Origin of the sequence: Bradyrhizobium sp. DN3 (genome assembly GCF_041357655.1) — a bacterium.
In the GTDB taxonomy this organism is placed as follows: Bacteria; Pseudomonadota; Alphaproteobacteria; order Rhizobiales; family Xanthobacteraceae; genus Bradyrhizobium.
The window spans coordinates 64,085-80,133 of sequence record NZ_JAULLN010000030.1 but is presented as its reverse complement, the minus strand read 5'-3'; the positions used below and the strand labels follow the sequence as shown (position 1 = coordinate 80,133).

15 protein-coding genes are annotated in these 16,049 nt (G+C 64.0%); 4 read left to right on the top strand and 11 right to left on the bottom strand.

Annotated features, from left to right (window positions below; translation table 11 throughout):
- Nucleotides 1-14 precede the first annotated feature (14 nt).
- Nucleotides 15-872 (top strand): LpxI family protein, encoded by an 858-nt coding sequence (locus AAE027_RS32995; RefSeq protein WP_370990076.1) that lies wholly within the window; start codon nt 15-17, stop codon nt 870-872.
- Nucleotides 869-2,047: a lipid-A-disaccharide synthase gene (lpxB, locus tag AAE027_RS32990; protein WP_370990075.1), complete on the top strand. Its 1,179-nt coding sequence runs from the start codon at nt 869-871 to the stop codon at nt 2,045-2,047. The genes AAE027_RS32995 and lpxB overlap by 4 nt, the downstream gene beginning before the upstream one ends.
- Before the next feature lie 104 nt (nt 2,048-2,151).
- Here the strand turns inward: lpxB and AAE027_RS32985 are convergent, their stop codons facing one another.
- From AAE027_RS32985 to gltX, 8 genes are all read right to left on the bottom strand, one after another.
- Entirely contained in the window at nt 2,152-2,919 is a 768-nt protein-coding gene (locus AAE027_RS32985) for an SDR family NAD(P)-dependent oxidoreductase (RefSeq protein WP_370990074.1), read from the bottom strand.
- Nucleotides 2,916-4,025, bottom strand: a complete 1,110-nt coding sequence (locus AAE027_RS32980; RefSeq protein ID WP_370990073.1) for an ABC transporter ATP-binding protein — start codon at nt 4,023-4,025, stop codon at nt 2,916-2,918. The genes AAE027_RS32985 and AAE027_RS32980 overlap by 4 nt, the downstream gene beginning before the upstream one ends.
- Nucleotides 4,026-4,035: 10 nt before the next feature.
- Nucleotides 4,036-4,893, bottom strand: coding sequence for a carbohydrate ABC transporter permease (locus AAE027_RS32975; RefSeq protein WP_370990072.1), 858 nt, complete (start codon nt 4,891-4,893; stop codon nt 4,036-4,038).
- Nucleotides 4,886-5,809, bottom strand: coding sequence for a carbohydrate ABC transporter permease (locus AAE027_RS32970; protein ID WP_370990071.1), 924 nt, complete (start codon nt 5,807-5,809; stop codon nt 4,886-4,888). Before AAE027_RS32970 ends, AAE027_RS32975 begins: the two co-directional genes overlap by 8 nt.
- Nucleotides 5,806-7,092: an ABC transporter substrate-binding protein gene (locus AAE027_RS32965; protein ID WP_370990070.1), complete on the bottom strand. Its 1,287-nt coding sequence runs from the start codon at nt 7,090-7,092 to the stop codon at nt 5,806-5,808. The genes AAE027_RS32970 and AAE027_RS32965 overlap by 4 nt, the downstream gene beginning before the upstream one ends.
- 57 nt (nt 7,093-7,149) lie before the next feature.
- The gene (locus AAE027_RS32960) at nt 7,150-8,328 is read right to left on the bottom strand and encodes an ROK family transcriptional regulator (protein WP_370990069.1); all 1,179 of its coding nucleotides are present in this window, start codon (nt 8,326-8,328) and stop codon (nt 7,150-7,152) included.
- Nucleotides 8,329-8,652: 324 nt separating this feature from the next.
- On the bottom strand, nt 8,653-9,954 hold the full coding sequence (gene gltA / locus AAE027_RS32955; protein WP_370990068.1) for a citrate synthase: 1,302 nt from the start codon (nt 9,952-9,954) through the stop codon (nt 8,653-8,655).
- 148 nt (nt 9,955-10,102) lie between these two features.
- Nucleotides 10,103-11,530: a glutamate--tRNA ligase gene (gltX, locus tag AAE027_RS32950; RefSeq protein WP_370990067.1), complete on the bottom strand. Its 1,428-nt coding sequence runs from the start codon at nt 11,528-11,530 to the stop codon at nt 10,103-10,105.
- A 143-nt stretch (nt 11,531-11,673) separates the two neighbouring features.
- Here gltX and AAE027_RS32945 point away from each other — a divergent pair, with 143 nt between their 5' ends.
- Both AAE027_RS32945 and AAE027_RS32940 read left to right on the top strand, forming a co-directional pair.
- Nucleotides 11,674-13,350, top strand: coding sequence for a glutamine--tRNA ligase/YqeY domain fusion protein (locus AAE027_RS32945; protein WP_370990066.1), 1,677 nt, complete (start codon nt 11,674-11,676; stop codon nt 13,348-13,350).
- 8 nt (nt 13,351-13,358) lie between these two features.
- Nucleotides 13,359-13,745, top strand: a complete 387-nt coding sequence (locus tag AAE027_RS32940) for an SgcJ/EcaC family oxidoreductase (protein WP_370990065.1) — start codon at nt 13,359-13,361, stop codon at nt 13,743-13,745.
- 42 nt (nt 13,746-13,787) lie between these two features.
- Here the strand turns inward: AAE027_RS32940 and AAE027_RS32935 are convergent, their stop codons facing one another.
- The 3 genes from AAE027_RS32935 to AAE027_RS32925 all read right to left on the bottom strand — a co-directional run bounded on the left by AAE027_RS32935 (nt 13,788) and on the right by AAE027_RS32925 (nt 15,957).
- A complete protein-coding gene (locus AAE027_RS32935) occupies nt 13,788-14,273 on the bottom strand; it encodes an adenosine-specific kinase (RefSeq protein WP_370990064.1) in 486 nt (161 codons plus the stop codon).
- A gap of 271 nt (nt 14,274-14,544) precedes the next feature.
- Nucleotides 14,545-15,273: an SAM hydrolase/SAM-dependent halogenase family protein gene (locus AAE027_RS32930; RefSeq protein WP_370990063.1), complete on the bottom strand. Its 729-nt coding sequence runs from the start codon at nt 15,271-15,273 to the stop codon at nt 14,545-14,547.
- 18 nt (nt 15,274-15,291) lie between these two features.
- Nucleotides 15,292-15,957, bottom strand: a complete 666-nt coding sequence (locus AAE027_RS32925; protein ID WP_370990062.1) for a phosphoribosylanthranilate isomerase — start codon at nt 15,955-15,957, stop codon at nt 15,292-15,294.
- Nucleotides 15,958-16,049: the final 92 nt, after the last annotated feature.

The window sequence follows — 16,049 nt, the reverse complement described above, 5'->3', positions numbered from 1 at the left end:
GGATGGCCGCGGGCATGACATCGGCGGCTTCAGAGATTTCATCGCCGGTCGGCGTGGTCGCCGGCGGCGGCGCGATGCCGTTCGCGGTCGCCGAATCGCTGGCCGCGCGCGGTATCACGCCGGTGCTGTTTCCGCTGCGCGGGGCCTGCGATCCGGCGCGGGTGGAGAAATTCCGCCACCGCTGGATATCGGTCGGCCAGCTCGGCCGCGCGATGCGGCTGTTTCGCGAAGAAGGCTGCCGCGACCTGATCTTCATCGGCACATTGGTGCGCCCCTCGCTCTCGGAGATCCGCTTCGACGTCAAGACGCTGCGCCTGCTCGGAAACGTCATTCGCGCCTTCCGCGGCGGCGACGATCATCTCCTGTCTGGCGTCGGCCGCATCCTTGAGCAGGACGGCTTCCGCATGGTCGGCATCAAGGACGTCGCGCCCGATCTGCTGATGCCCGAGGGCTGCATCAGCCGCGCCTGGCCGAGCGACACTGGCAAGACCGACATCGAGCGCGGCCGGGCGGTGTTGACCGCGCTCGGTCCGTTCGACATCGGCCAGGCCGCGGTCGTGATCGACGGTCATGTCGTGGCGGTCGAGGATATCGAGGGCACCGACGCGCTGCTTGCGCGCGTCGCGCGGCTGCGAGAGGAGGGCCGGATTCGCGCGGCCATGGGCCGCGGCGTGCTGGTGAAGGCGCCGAAGAGCGGCCAGGATTTGCGCTTCGACCTGCCGACGATCGGCCCGCGTACCATCGAGGGTGTCGCCAAGGCGGGCCTTGCCGGCATCGCCGTCATCGCCGGCAATACGATCGCTGCCGAGCCGCAGGCGATGATCGCGCTCGCCGACGCCAAATACCTCTTCGTCATCGGCCTGCCGGCGTGATGCAGAGCCGCGATCCCAAGCGCAAGATCTTCCTGATCGCCACGGAGGAATCCGGTGACCGGCTCGGCAGCGCCTTGATGAAGGTGCTGCGTCAGCGCCTCGGCGACGGTGTGCAGTTCGAAGGTGTCGGCGGCCGCACCATGGCGCGCGAGGGGCTCGAGACCCTGTTTCCGATCGAGGAGCTCTCCATCGTCGGCTTCGCCGCCGTCATTCAGCAATTGCCGAAAATCCTGCGGCTGATCCGTAAGACGGCCGACGCCGTGACCGAGGCCGCGCCTGATGCGCTCGTCATCATCGACAGCCCCGATTTCACCCATCGCGTCGCCCGCCGCGTGCGTTCGCGCAGTCCGGCGATCCCGATCGTCGATTACGTCTCGCCGCAGCTCTGGGCGTGGCGGCCGGGACGGGCGCGGACCATGCGCGGCTATGTCGACCATGTGCTCGGCCTCTTGCCATTCGAGCCGGAGGAATACCGCAAGCTGGGCGGGCCGCCATGCAGCTATGTCGGCCATCCCCTGGTCGAGCAATTGGGCTCGCTGCGGCCGAACGCGGAGGAGCGGACGCGCCGCAACAGTGAGCCGCCGGTGCTCCTGGTGCTGCCTGGCAGCCGCCGCAGCGAGATCCGGCATCACCTCGAGGTGTTCGGTGCGGCAATCGGCCGGTTGCAGGCGGAGGGGCGCGCGTTCGAACTGATGCTGCCGACCATGCCGCATCTCGAAGCGACCATCCGCGAGGGCATCGCGAATTGGCCGGTCAAGCCTCAGATCGTGATCGGCGAGAACGACAAGCGCGCCGCCTTCCGCATTGCGCACGCGGCGCTGGCGAAGTCCGGCACGGTGACGCTGGAGCTTGCGCTGTCGGGCATTCCGATGGTGACGGCCTATCGCGTCGGCGCCATCGAGGCCTTCATCCTGCGCCGCGCGATCCGCGTCTCCTCGGTGATCCTCGCTAATCTCGTGATCGGCAAGGACGTCATTCCGGAGTTCTTGCAGGAGGACTGCACGCCGCAGAAGCTGGCACCGGCGCTCTCTGCGCTATTGACGGATTCGCCGCTGCGCCGAGAGCAGGTCGAGGCATTCGCCAAGCTCGATCAGATCATGTCAACCGGCAACAAATCGCCGAGCGTGCTCGCCGCCGACATCGTGCTCGCGACGATGCGCAAGGGCAGGCGGTAAGACGGATTCGTAAGGGTGGGCAAAGCGAAAGCGTGCCCACCATTTCTCCTCATCAATTGCGTAGAGAGACGGTGGGCACGCTGCGCTTTGCCCACCCTACAGGACTAGGCGAGGCCCGCGTCGACCTGAAAGCATTGGCGCGTGATGCGCTGGCTCTCGTCGGAGGCGAGGAACAGCGCCATGTTTGCGATGTCGTCGGGTGTCACCGCATCGGGAACGGCCTGACGCGCGCGCATCTCGGCGATTGCCTGCTCCTCCGGATACCACAGCTGGCGCTGGCGCTCGGTGATCACCATGCCCGGTGCAATCGCGTTGACGCGAATGCGGTCGGGGCCGACCGACCGGGCCAGCGAGTTGTTGAAGCCGACGATCGCCGCTTTCGCGGCGGCATAGACCGGCAGCGCTGGGGCGCCGCGGATCCAGGCGATCGACGACATGTTGATGATCGAGCCGCCGCCGCGCGCCTGCATCTGCGGTACCACCGCCTGCGCCGCGAAGAAGACGTGCTTGAGATTGACGCCGATCATCCAGTCGAACTCGGCCGGCGTCACCTCCGAAAGAATTTGGCGTTGATCGTTGGCGGCATTGTTGACGAGAACGGCGGCATCGCCCAGCGAACGGTGGACCTCCGCCATCGCGGTGCGCATGGCTTCGATGTCGAGGAGATCGCAGGGCACGAACAGTGGCGCAGTCTCGGACGCGGCCGCCACCTCCCGCACCAGCGTTTCACCGGCCTTCGTGTCGATGTCGAGGAAGGCGACGCGGGCGCCCTGGGACGCGAAAGCCCGTACGAAGGCGGCGCCGATGCCGCTGGCGCCGCCGGTGATCAACACTACGCGCCCCGCAAGGCCTGAATAGGTCGTCTTCGTCATGCGATCAGTCGCTCCGTCTCGGGGTCGAACAGGCAAATGCGGCGCGTGTCGAGCGCGAAGGAGGCGGACGCGCCGAGCGTGGGGCGGATATCGGGCGAGATACGCGCCATCGCGGGCTCGCCCCCGAGCCGCAGCAACACCATCGTCTCGGCACCCGTCGGCTCGACCATTTCCACCGGCGCGTTGACGAGGACAGGTGCATCGCCGGAGAACGCGCGGCTGGCTTCGGCAATGCATTCCGGCCTGATCCCGAACACCACCTCGCGACCGACGAAGGATGCTGCGGCCTCATATCCCCTCAGGCGCAGACGAACCTCGTCCGGCCGCCCGGCGCCGATCACGACCACCGGCCCGTCATTCCCGGTCTCGAGCCGCGCCGGCATGGTGTTCATCGGCGGCGAGCCCATGAAACGCGCCACGAACAGATTGGCCGGATAGCGGTACACGGTATCGGGATCGGCGAATTGCTGCACGCTGCCCTGATGCATCACCGCGATCCGTGTCGCCATCGTCATCGCTTCGATCTGGTCGTGGGTGACATAGACGATCGTGGCGCCGATGCGCTGGTGCAGCCGCTTGATCTCCATCCGCATCTCGACGCGCAGCTTGGCGTCGAGGTTGGACAGCGGCTCGTCGAACAGGAAGAGCAGGGGATTGCGCACCAGCGCGCGGCCCATGGCCACGCGCTGGCGCTGGCCACCGGACAATTGCGACGGCTTGCGGCCGAGCAGCGGCTCGATCTGGAGCAGCTTCGCCACATTCGCCACCGCCTTCTCCTGCTCGGCCTTCGGCACGTGGCGGCATTCCATGCCGAAGGTGATGTTCTGGCGCACCGTCATCGAGGGATAGAGCGCGTAGGACTGGAACACCATGGCGATGTCGCGGTCCTTGGGCGGTATGTCGTTGACGACGCGCCCGCCAATCTCGATCCTCCCCGCGCTCGGCCGGTCGAGCCCGGCGACGATGTTGAGCAGCGTGGACTTGCCGCAGCCGGACGGTCCGACCAACACGGTAAATTCGCCGCTCTCGATGTCGAGATCGATGCCTTTCAGCACCTCCAGATTGGCGTAGCGCTTGGACAGGGCGCGAATGCTTAGTGCTGCCATGACAAATCCATCATTTCACTGCGCCGGCGGTAAGGCCGCGCACGAAGTACCTGCCGCCGAGGAGATAGATCAACAATGTGGGCAGCGCTGCGATGATCACCGCTGCGCTCTGCACGCCATGTTGTGGGATATCCGCAACTGCAGCAGATAGCGCGATGAGAGCAGCCGTGACGGGCTGCTGTTGGCCGCTCGTGAACGTCACGCCATAGAGGAACTCGTTCCAGATGTGCGTGAACTGCCAGATCACGGTGACGATCAGGATGGGAGGCGAGAGCGGCAGAATGATGCGCCAGAAAATACGAAAGAATCCGGCGCCATCGATGCGCGCGGCCCTGATCAGTTCATGGGGAATGGCGACATAGTAGTTTCGGCAGAACAGCGTGGTGAAGGAGAGCCCCTGGATGGTGTGAATCAACACGAGGCCCGCCAGCGTGTTGATGAGACCGATGTCCCGCAGCACGATGGTCCAGGGAAGCAGGCGCATCTGCTGGGGAAGGAACAGGCCGAGGGTCACGATTCCGTAGACCCAGCTGTCGCCGCGAAATCGCCAGAGCGACACGGCATAACCGGCGATCGCACCGAGCATGGTCGAGAAAATCGTCGCAGGAATCGTGACGAGCGCGGAGTTCAGCATGTACGGACGGATGCCGGCGCAGGTCTCGGCGACGCAGAAACCGCTCCAGGCCGCGGCGTAATTGCTCCAGGCCCATTTGTGCGGCCAGCCGATCATCGAGGCCTGCGCGATCTCCTCGTTGCTGCGGAGCGAATTCAGGACGACAACAGCCAATGGCGCGAGCCATGCTGCAGCGATCAGCGAAACAACGAGATAGATCAAAATCCGGCTTGGTGCGAAGGTTCGGTCACGCATGGGCCGCCCGCCGCCGCTGAAGATAACGCCACGCTGCATACGGCAGCAGGACCGCGAGAAGAATAAGCAGCATGAGCACCGCCGCCGCGGCCCCCCGGCCGAGCAGGCTGCGCTGGAACATCAGGTCGTAGACAACAAGTGCCGGCAGCTGGGTCGCGATTCCCGGCCCGCCGTTGGTGAGCGCGCGGACGAGGTCGAAAGCCGAAATCGCGAACTGCAACTGGATCACGACGACGGTGATGGTGATCGGCCAAAGCGTCGGCAGAATGATGCGCCGGTACATTCGGACCGGTCCCGCGCCGTCGATCTGCGCAGCCTTGATGAGGTCGGCATCGACCGAGCGAAGGCCGGCAAGGAAGAGCGCCATGGCGAAGCCCGAGGATTGCCAGATGGCAGCGATAACAATGGTCCAGATGGCCATGTCGCGGTCGATCAGCCAGTCGAACTTGAAGGAGGTCCAGCCGAGGTCATGGACCAGCTTCTGGATCCCAAGGCCAGGATTGAGCAGCCAACTCCAGACCGTGCCGGTGACCACGAACGACACCGCCAGGGGGTAGAGGAAGATGGATCGCAGCAGGTTCTCGCCGCGAATGCGCTGATCGAGCAGGATCGCAAGGATGAGGCCGGTCACCGCGCTCAGCAGCACGAAAGCGCTGCCAAACAGCAGCAAATTGTCGAAGGCGATCTGCCAGTTCCGCGATGCCGCGACCGCCGTGTAGTTGCGCAACCCCACCCAGCCCGAGACCGGCACCAGAGTGGATGGCGTGAACGATATCCAGATCGTCCACAGCGAGAACGACACGAGGTGCGCGGCGGACAGCAGCAGCGGCACCCAGATCATCAGATATTCGGGCAGCCGGCGCACCACGTCCGAAGGCGCCAGCCGGCCCGGTCTTGTCGCGACGGCCTGGGTCAACGTGCGCTCTCGACGGCATCGGCAAGGCGAGTGACGGCTTGCTCCGGCTTGATCGTCTTGTTCTTCACGTACTCCGTGATCACGTCGATCATCGCTGCGGTCATTCCGTTTTCCTGGGCCATATTGTGCGCAAGACTCAGCACCGCCTGATTGCTGGCAATAGCGTCTTTCAGGGCTGCTGCAGTCCGCCGCTGACCGTCCGACCAGCCTTCACCGGAAAGATCGACATCGGTGCGCACGGGTATTGACCCCGTAATCTGCGAATACATCGTCTGGATCGCTGGATCCATGACGAGCTGAGCCATCAGCATCTGACCGGCCTGGAGGTCAGGCTCTTTGCGCTGCCAGAAGATGAACGCATCAGCGTTCAACAGGAACACCGGCTTGCCATTGTCGCTGGGGCCGGGCGCAATCATGAAGTCGTCGAATTTGAAACCGGCGTTGCGTAATACGCCCTGCGCCCATCCGCCCATGATCATCATGCCCATGTCGCCGTCGACGAAGCGCTTCAGGTTGGTCGAAAAGTGTCGGGCGCCGACGTTGGGATCCATCCAGTCGGCGATCTTGCGCACCTGCGCGAACGCGGCCTTGAGCTCGGGACCCTCCAGAGCTTTCTTGTCGAGATTCATGATGGCGGCGCGGTATGCGGTTGGACTGATGCCCGCCAGAGAAGCCTCGAATTTTTGTCCGTCGTCAGGGCGGGTACCACCGTTGGCGATGGGATAGGGGACACCGCCCGCTTTCATCTTTTCGGCAAGGTCATTGAAGTCTGCCCAGGTGACGGGGATCTTGTCGGCCTTGGCCTTGTCCATCGCGCGTTTTGACAGGAACAGCATGTTGGTGCTGTAGATCTGTAAAGGCAGTGCGATCCACTTGCCTGCCGGTTTATGCAATCGTGCAAGATCTGGAGCGACGACCTTCTCATAGCCGGCGGCAGCAACGACCGCGTCAAGATCGACGGTCGGGGCGATCTTCGACCAGGCTGCAATCTCGGGACCTTTAAGTTGCGAGCAGGCCGGTGGATCTCCGGCCATGATCTGAGCGCGCAGCTTGTTCATCATCTCGGTGGTGAAGCCGGGGACGGGCGAGTGCTGCCAGACCCCTCCCTTCTCCTCGAATTTCTTACCGAGCGCCGTGATGGCCGCCCCGTCGCTGCCCGCGGACCATTGCGAGATCGCGGTCAGGCGCGGCTTGACCGCGCCCTGGGCGCGGGCAAATGCCGGCAGCGCGAGTGCGGCAGCAGATCCAGCGAGCAGACGGCGCCTTGTTGTTGTGATCGGCATGGCAGTTCCTCCCGTGTTGAGTGCTTTGTGCGTTGAGGCCGCACGGCTCAGGGCATGTCAGGCGGCCTCCGTCGATGTGGCGGGCATGCCGCCGCGGCTGGCCAGGCAGAAGGCGGCGAAGGCCAGGGCCGCCTGCGGATCGTTGCCGGTCGAGGGTGGCACGAAGGCGATGGACACTTGCGCCAATGTCCGGCCGCCCAGCAGGCAGGCGTCGATCCCCTCGACCACGGCGTTGCGATCGTCATCGGAGAGCAGCGATGGCCAGCCGCTGATGGCGACGCCACCGCATGGCTTCACGTTCAGCGTGTTGCCGATCGCAAGGCCAAGCCGGAACAGCCGCCGCCGCAACTCTTGGCGCACGCGCGTCGAGAGCGGGATCGCGTGCACCCATTCGCTGCCGAGCTGGAGCAATTCGGCCTCGGAGACGCCGAGGAGCTCGGCCAAAGCGGCGAGCGAGGTATAGGCCTCGACGCAGCCGAGATGGCCGCAGCGGCAGTGCGGTCCTTCGGGTCCAAATACCATGTGGCCCAGTTCGACCGGCTGGAGTGCATCGGCTTCAGACGGGTCATCCATCCAGGCGCCGGCAACGCCATGGCTGACAAAGACGAACAGATGCGTGCCGCTGAATGGATAGTTTTGCGTGCGGCAGCGGTGAAAGGTGGCGTGCGCCACCACCGAATTGGTGAATTCCAACGGCACGTCGGCAAACATCTCGCCGATCATGGCGCTGATGCGCCCGACGTCGCAGGGGATGATCGGATTGCCGGATATGGTCAACCGGCCAAGGCCCGGAATGGAGACGCCGATCTGGGAGAGCGTGATGTGGCGGCGGCGTGTCCAGTCGCGCAACAATGTCATCGCTTCGCGGAACACGCGGCCGACCGTCTCAACGGTTGGCGCCTTGGGCAACGGCAGACGCTCGGTATAGTGCAGCTCGCCCGACAGACCACCGACGCCGACGCTGAGCCATTGAGCGGACAGCTCGACGGCTGCGAGCGCCACCGAGCCGTCGAGCGACACGAGACCCGTCGGGCCGCCGACGTAAGGGGCAGGGCGCCGCACTTCTTCGATCAGGCCCTCGCCCTTCAGGTCGAACAGGATGCGCGACAGGCTCGCCTCGGACAGGCGCACCGCCTTCGCCAGCGGCGGCCGAAACGAGCCGCCAGACTGGAGCAAATGAGTCAAAATGGCAGCGCGCGTCTGCCGCCGACTTCTCGGCTGCTCCGGCATTTCCATCCCTGTCGTCATTCTTACTTAGTGTAAGAATTTGCGCGCGGAGCGTTTCGACTGTCAAGTGTTTGCCGGTCCGACGCGCCGACTTGTTGTTGTGCGCGGCAGCAACAGCGGTGTTTGTAGGGTGGTGGGTTAGCCTTGCAGATGCGCGAAGCGCACCTGCAAGGCTAACCCACCATGCTTCTGCACTGGCCGAACGAAGTTGGTGGGTTACGCCAGCGGACTGCGCTTCGCGCAGCCGCTAGCTAACCCACCCTACAAGTGCGCGCACAAACAAAAACGGCGCCATCTTTCGATGACGCCGTTTCGAAGCCGTTATGGCGATCGTTACCGCTTGTCGATCGGCACGTAGTCGCGCTTGGCGACGCCGGTATAGAGCTGGCGCGGACGGCCGATCTTCTGGTGGGGATCCTCGATCATCTCGCTCCACTGGCTGATCCAGCCGACGGTGCGGGCGACCGCGAACAGCACGGTGAACATCGAGACCGGGAAGCCCATCGCCTTCAGCGTGATGCCCGAATAGAAGTCGACGTTCGGGTAGAGCTTGCGATCGATGAAGTACTGATCGCTGAGCGCGATCTTCTCGAGCTCCATCGCCACGTTCAGCATCGGATCATTGCCATGGCCGGTCTCCTTGAGCACGGCGTGACACATCTTCTGCATGATCTTGGCGCGCGGATCGTAGTTCTTGTAGACGCGGTGGCCGAAGCCCATCAGGCGGACTTCAGAGTTCTTGTCCTTCACCTTGGCGATGAACTCGGGAATCTTGTCGACCGTGCCGATCTCATAGAGCATGTTGAGCGCGGCTTCGTTGGCGCCGCCATGCGCCGGGCCCCACAGGCAGGCGATGCCCGCCGCGATGCAGGCGAACGGGTTGGCGCCGGAGGAACCGGCGATGCGCACCGTCGAGGTCGAAGCGTTCTGCTCGTGGTCGGCGTGCAGGATGAAGATCTTCTCCAGCGCGTCGGCGAGGACCGGGCTCACCTTGTAGTCCTCGCAGGGCACCGCGAAGCACATGTTCAGGAAGTTCTCGGCAAAGCGCAGCGAGTTCTTCGGATAAACGAAGGGCTGGCCGACGGTGTACTTGTAGGCCATCGCAGCCAGCGTCGGGATCTTGGCGATCATGCGCATGGAGGCGACCATGCGCTGCTTGGGATCGTTGATGTCGGTGCTATCGTGATAGAATGCGGCCAGCGCGCCAACCGCCGCCACCATGATCGCCATCGGATGGGCGTCGCGGCGGAAGCCCTGGAAGAAGCGGGCCATCTGCTCGTGCACCATCGTGTGATGGGTCACGCGATAGTCGAAATCCTTCTTCTGCGCGGCGGTGGGGAGATTCCCGTAGAGCAGGAGATAGCAGGTCTCCAGGAAGTCGCCGTGCTCGGCGAGCTGCTCGATCGGGTAGCCGCGGTATTCCAGCACGCCCGCATCACCGTCGATATAGGTGATCTTGGACTGGCAGCTCGCGGTCGAGGTGAAGCCCGGATCGTAGGTGAACAGGCCGGACTGGCCGTAGAGCTTGCCGATATCGATCACATCGGGCCCGACGCTGCCGCTGAGGATCGGAAGATCGTAATTCTTGTTTCCGACCGTCAGCGTGGCGGTCTTGTTGCTTGGTTTTGCGTCCATCGTAGGTCCCCGATGTGTGGTGAAACGGGCCGGAGCCGGAGGCCCCTGAGGAGATCGTTGGGGGCAGGCCGGATGTTCCAGAATGTACGGGGGAGATGGGTATATTATTGCTGTGTGCGCTGCAAGATCACCCCCACGCATGGTCGACTTACGTCGTAGATTGATCTTGAAGCCGGCCCAGGCTTTCCTGGCGTCCCAGGACGTCCAAAACCTCAAATATACCAGGCGACGTCGTCCGTCCGGTCAGCGCTGCCCGTAAGGGCTGGGCGACCGCGCCGAGCTTGAGACTATTTTCCTCGGCAAAAGTGCGCAGCGCGGCTTCCGTGCTGGCACCGCTCCATGTCTCGACTTTCCCCAGCGCGGAATGAAGCTGGCCGATCAGCTTGCGGTTCTCGGGTGTCAGCAGCGCCTGCGCCTTGGCATCGAGCTGCAGCGGCCGGTCGGCGAAGATGAAGTAGGCGCCGTCGATCAGCTCGATCAGCGTCTTGGCGCGCTCCTTCAAGGCCGGCATGGCCTTCAGGAGCTGCGCCCGCGTGGTGTCGTTTAACTTGGCCTTAATGTCGTCGCGGCTGGGCACGACGTGGTCCAGCACATCCTCGAACATCTTCACGAGTGATTGATCGTCGGCGTTGCGGATGTAGTGGCCGTTGAGATTCTCCAGCTTGGCGAAATCGAAGCGGGCGGCGGCACGGCCGACGCTGCCGAGGTCGAACGCGGCGATCATCTCCTCGGTCGAGAAGATCTCCTGGTCGCCATGGCTCCAGCCGAGCCGGACGAGATAGTTGCGCAGCGCCGCCGGGAGGTACCCCATGGCGCGGTAGGCATCGACGCCGAGTGCGCCGTGGCGCTTCGACAGCTTCGAGCCGTCCGGGCCGTGGATCAGGGGGATGTGGGACATGCTCGGCAGCGCCCAGCCCATCGCATCGTAGATCTGCTTCTGGCGGGCGGCGTTGATCAGATGATCGTCGCCGCGAATGACATGAGTCACGCCCATGTCATGGTCATCCACCACCACCGCGAGCATGTAGGTCGGGTTGCCATCGCCACGCAGCAGGACGAGGTCGTCGAGATTCTCGTTCTGCCAGACCACGCGGCCCTGGACCTGGTCCTCGATCACGGTCTCGCCGGTCTGCGGCGCACGTAGGCGAATGGTGGGCCTCACGTCGGCCGGGGCGGTCGCGGGATCACGGTCGCGCCACATGCCGTCATAGAGGCGGGTGCGGCCCTCTGCGCGCGCCTTCTCGCGCATGGCGGCAAGCTCCTCGGCGGTGGCGTAGCAGCGATAGGCCTTGCCGTCGGCGAGCAGCTGCTCGGCGACCTCGCGATGGCGGGCGGCGCGGGCGAACTGGTAGATGACCTCGCCGTCCCAGCCGAGCTCGAGCCATTTGAGGCCGTCGAGGATGGCCGCGATGGCGGCCTCGGTGGAGCGCTCCCGGTCGGTATCCTCGATCCGCAGCAGCATCTTGCCGCCGTGCTTCTTCGCATAGAGCCAGTTGAACAGCGCCGTGCGGGCGCCTCCGATATGGAGGAAGCCGGTCGGCGAGGGAGCGAAGCGCGTGACGACGGAATCGGTCATTCTTGGCAGGGCCTATGCATTGGAGGCGGTGGTATATATCAGGACCGGAGCATAACTAAAGCCCGACAGCGGACCTGCTAAGGCTTGGCGCGGCCCAGCGAATTTGGCAGAAGGACCGCTGATTTCCCTACAGGATTTTCGTAATGACAGAACCGGTGGCGACTGAGGTTGGGCGCGATTTCATTCGTGACATCATCCAGGCCGATCTCGATCAGGGCAAATACAAGGAGATCGTGACCCGGTTCCCGCCGGAGCCGAACGGCTATTTGCATATCGGCCACGCCAAGTCGATCGCACTCAATTTCGGCATCTCCCAGGAGTTTCCGGGCCGCTGCCATCTGCGCTTCGACGACACCAACCCGATCAAGGAAGAGCAGGAATATATCGATTCCATCCAGGCCGATGTGCGCTGGCTCGGCTTCGACTGGGGCAAGAACCTGTTCTTCGCCTCGGACTATTTCGATCGCCTCTATGAATGGGCGGAGCAGCTGATCCGCGACGGGCTCGCCTATGTCGATGACCAGACCCAGGAGGAGATCCGCACTTCGCGCGGCTCGCTGACCGAGCCCGGCAGGAACTCGCCGTTCCGGGACCGCTCGGTGGAGGAAAATCTCGACCTGTTCCGCCGTATGAAGGCCGGCGAATTCCCGAACGGGGCGCGCGTGCTGCGGGCCAAGATCGACATGGCCGCGGGCAACATCAACCTGCGCGACCCCGTGCTGTATCGCATCCTGCATGCGCATCATCCGCGCACCGGCACCAAATGGAGCATCTATCCGAGCTACGATTATGCCCACGGCCAGTCGGATGCGATCGAGGGCATCACGCACTCGATCTGCACGCTGGAGTTCGAGGACCATCGGCCGCTCTATGACTGGTTCATCGAGAAGCTGCCGGTGCCGTCAGAGCCGCACCAGTACGAGTTCGCGCGGCTGAACCTGACTTACACGCTGCTCTCGAAGCGCGTGCTGACCCAGCTTGTTCGCGAGGGCCATGTCGCGGGCTGGGACGATCCGCGCATGCCGACCATCGCGGGGATGCGCCGCCGCGGCGTGCCGCCGGCCGCGCTGCGCGAATTCGTCAAACGCATCGGCGTCGCCAAGGCCAACAGCGTGGTCGATGTCGGCATGCTCGAGTTCTGCATCCGTGAGGAACTGAACCGCACGGCGCAGCGCCGCATGGCGGTGCTGAAGCCGCTGAAAGTGGTGATCGAGAACTATCCGGAAGGGCAGGTTGAGGAGCTCGAGGCGATCAATCATCCCGACGATCCCAGCGCCGGCACGCGCAAGATCAACTTCGGCCGCGAGCTCTATATCGAGCAGGATGACTTCATGGAGAATCCGCCGAAGAAATTCTTCCGCCTGTCGCCGGGCAATGAGGTGCGGCTGCGCTATGCTTATTTCGTCAAGTGCACCGGTGTGATCAAGAACGACGCAGGCGAGGTGGTGGAGCTGCGCTGCACCTACGATCCCGCCACCAAGGGCGGCAACGCGCCCGATGGCCGCAAAGTCAAAGCGACCATGCACTGGCTACCGGCAGCGACGTCGAAGCCAGCCGAAATCCGCATCTACAACCAGCTGTTCTCCAATCCGAATCCGGACGCCGCGAACTTCGCCGCCGATCTCAATCCGCAATCGCTGGAGATCCTGGCTGATGCCCGAGTCGAGGCATCGGTTGCGGAAAGCAATTCGATGGAGCCGATGCAGTTCGAGCGGCAGGGCTATTTCGTGCGCGACAAGGACTCGACGCCGGGCAAGCCGGTGTTTTCGCGCACCATCGGCCTGCGCGACACGTTTGCCAAGGAAGTCGCGAAAGGCTGAGATACGACATGAACAATGAAGCCGACGCCATCGTTTCCGCCATCGTCGCGAAATGGTGCGCCGGCTTCGCGACGCTCGACGCGGCCGCGCTGTCGTCGCTCTATGCGAGGAACGCGTTCTTCTTCGGCTCCAATCCGAACCTCTATCGGGGCAGGGAGGGCGTTGCGGACTATTTCAACGGCCTGCCGCGCTGGCGCTCGCCGAGCGTCCGTTTTTCCGAGGTGGCCGCGGCGCAGGTCGCGCCCGATGTGATCAACATGGCCGCGATCGCCTCGTTCGACCTCGGCGAGGAGGCCGCGCCGCTGTCGGTCAAGCTCACCTGGGTGATCGTGCGCGAAGATGACGGCTGGAAGATCGCGAGCCACCACGTGTCGTCCAGGGCTGCGCTGATCTAGCGCCGGGGGACGTACTTCATCGCATCCGGCTTCATCCGGTCGCTACAGCTTGTAGCCGATCTTTCTCAGGAGGTCCTTCCGCCACGCAATGTCGGCGTCGGTCTCGATACCCAGCGGTGAGGCGCCATCCACCACGCCGAGCACGCCGCGGCCAAGCTCCGTTTGCGCGACGATCACCTGCGTGGGGTTGGCCGTCGCGCAGTAGATGCGGCAGACCTCCGGCACCGCGCGCACGGCAGCCAGCACGTTGACGGGAAAGAACCCGTCGCCCAGGAAGATCAGGAAAGTGTGGCCGGCGCCGATGGCCAATGCATTGTCGCGTGCGAGGGAGAGCGCGGCTTCGTCATTACCTGACCAGCGCACCAGCCGCTTGCCGGAAGCCTCGCAGAAGGCCAACCCGAAGCGGATGCCCGGGACCGCGCCCACGAGCGCCTCGTGGAGATCTTCCACGGTCTTGATGAAATGCGACTGACCGAAGATGAAGTTGGCCGCGTCCGGCTTGACGATGGGCACCACGGTGAGTTCCATGGCCGCGCTCCTGTCGGCAGAGCTACATGTTAGGCCGCCGGAAAGTGATTGCAAGCAGCACAGGTGGCCGATTTCGCCCCTTACCGCGATTGCCCCATCCGATATTTGCTCGCGTAGTGCTTGCGGAGAATCTTGCGGGTCTGATCGGCCAACCGCTTGTTGCCAGTCGCCGGCGGCCTGCCGTGGCGCGTCTTCGGTTTTGGCCAATCCGTTCCTGAGCTCTGCTTTCTCGGCGTGCGCATAACTGCAGACCACGTTGCGACATAACCATCTAAGGGACGATCTCAACCGGGCTGCCGGTCGAAAGGCCAAGATCGCGGTCCGCACGGCCCTGGTTGACGGCGATTTCGGCGAGCCCGTTCGAGTTCTCGTACCAGAAGGCTGAGCCCGGCGGCCGATCGCTGAAGGTTCTCTCGCGCTCTAATATGTGACACGCCAAGGCAAGCCTGGCGTTGGGCGGCAGCACGCCGGCTCTCAACCCAGTCATAGCATTGCCGAAGTGATCGACGTAAACGATCTCGCAGAGGTCGTCGGGCCAATCCGCGCGGCGATCCCTGTCATCCCCTCGCGGCTGGCCGGGCGGCGGCTCGCCGCGCGCCAGCATGGCTGCGACCGGTGCGAAGAGGTCGCGCCCGTGAAAGCTGGCCGAGAGGCGCTCCGGCCTCCAGTCGATGTCCCAACTGCGCGTCCTTGTGGCGCGGCGCTGGACCAGCTCAAACAAGCCGTTGCCGGGGCCGACATACCACCGGCCGTCGGCCTCGAGCACAATGGCCGGGCGCGTCCCGCCGACGCCGGGATCAACGACGCAGAGAAAGACAGTTTCCGGCGGAAACCAGGCGGCATAAGCCGCCAGGAGGTACGCCGACGCCCTGGGATTCCCCACGGGCGCATCGGTGAAGAGGTCGATAGCGGGTATGCCAGGCGCCATCTGGTGCAGCACAGCCTTCATCTGGCCCGTATAGGGGCCGTGCAATCCGAAATCCGTGAACAAAACAATCATGATGTCAGCTGCTCCACACTATGCCGGCGCCGCCGCCCGAGCCGCTTCGTGGAACCGGCGGACTCGATCCAGGTCCTTGGCGTGCGATCCGTCCTGATCCGTTCTCGTCTTGGAATCAACACCGGCTGGACGGACGGTGCGGATCGCTTCTGCGACGTTGTCCGGTCCGAGACCACCGGCAAGGACAACAGGAACAGGGGCGAGGTCCACGATCCGGCGGCTGATACCCCAGTCATGCGTCACGCCGAGCGCGCCGATCTGCTCGTCCGTGGCTCGATAGCTGTCGAGAAGCAGAAAGTCTGCAATGCCAACGTAGCTGCGGGCAATCGCGACGCTCTCCTCGCCGAACACCGGTATGCTCCTCATCACGACCATCCCGGGCAACATGCGTTTGAGCGAAGCAACGTCTTGCGGCGAAAGCAATTCGGCGCTGGCTCCCAAATGGACGATCGCGGGGTTGAGTTCGCGCGCCCATGAGGCAATCAAGGAGAGATCGCAGGTCAGAAACAGTGCTGAGAACTTCGATGGCGGTACAATCGCCGCGGCGATTTCGGAAGCTGCTGAGATCGGCAGCTCGCGCGGAAATCGGCCGTCTCCGACGAGCACGCCGACATGATCGACGCCAATGGCTGAAACAGCGGACGCCTCTTCGAGGGTGGAGATTTCATAAATCTGGGTCAACATCGCGCGTAACCTCCGCGGCGGACATTGAGCATAAGACATCCGAAGGCGGCGTTTGGCAAAGCCACAGCCTTCGTCGGCTAGCGGGAGTCGAA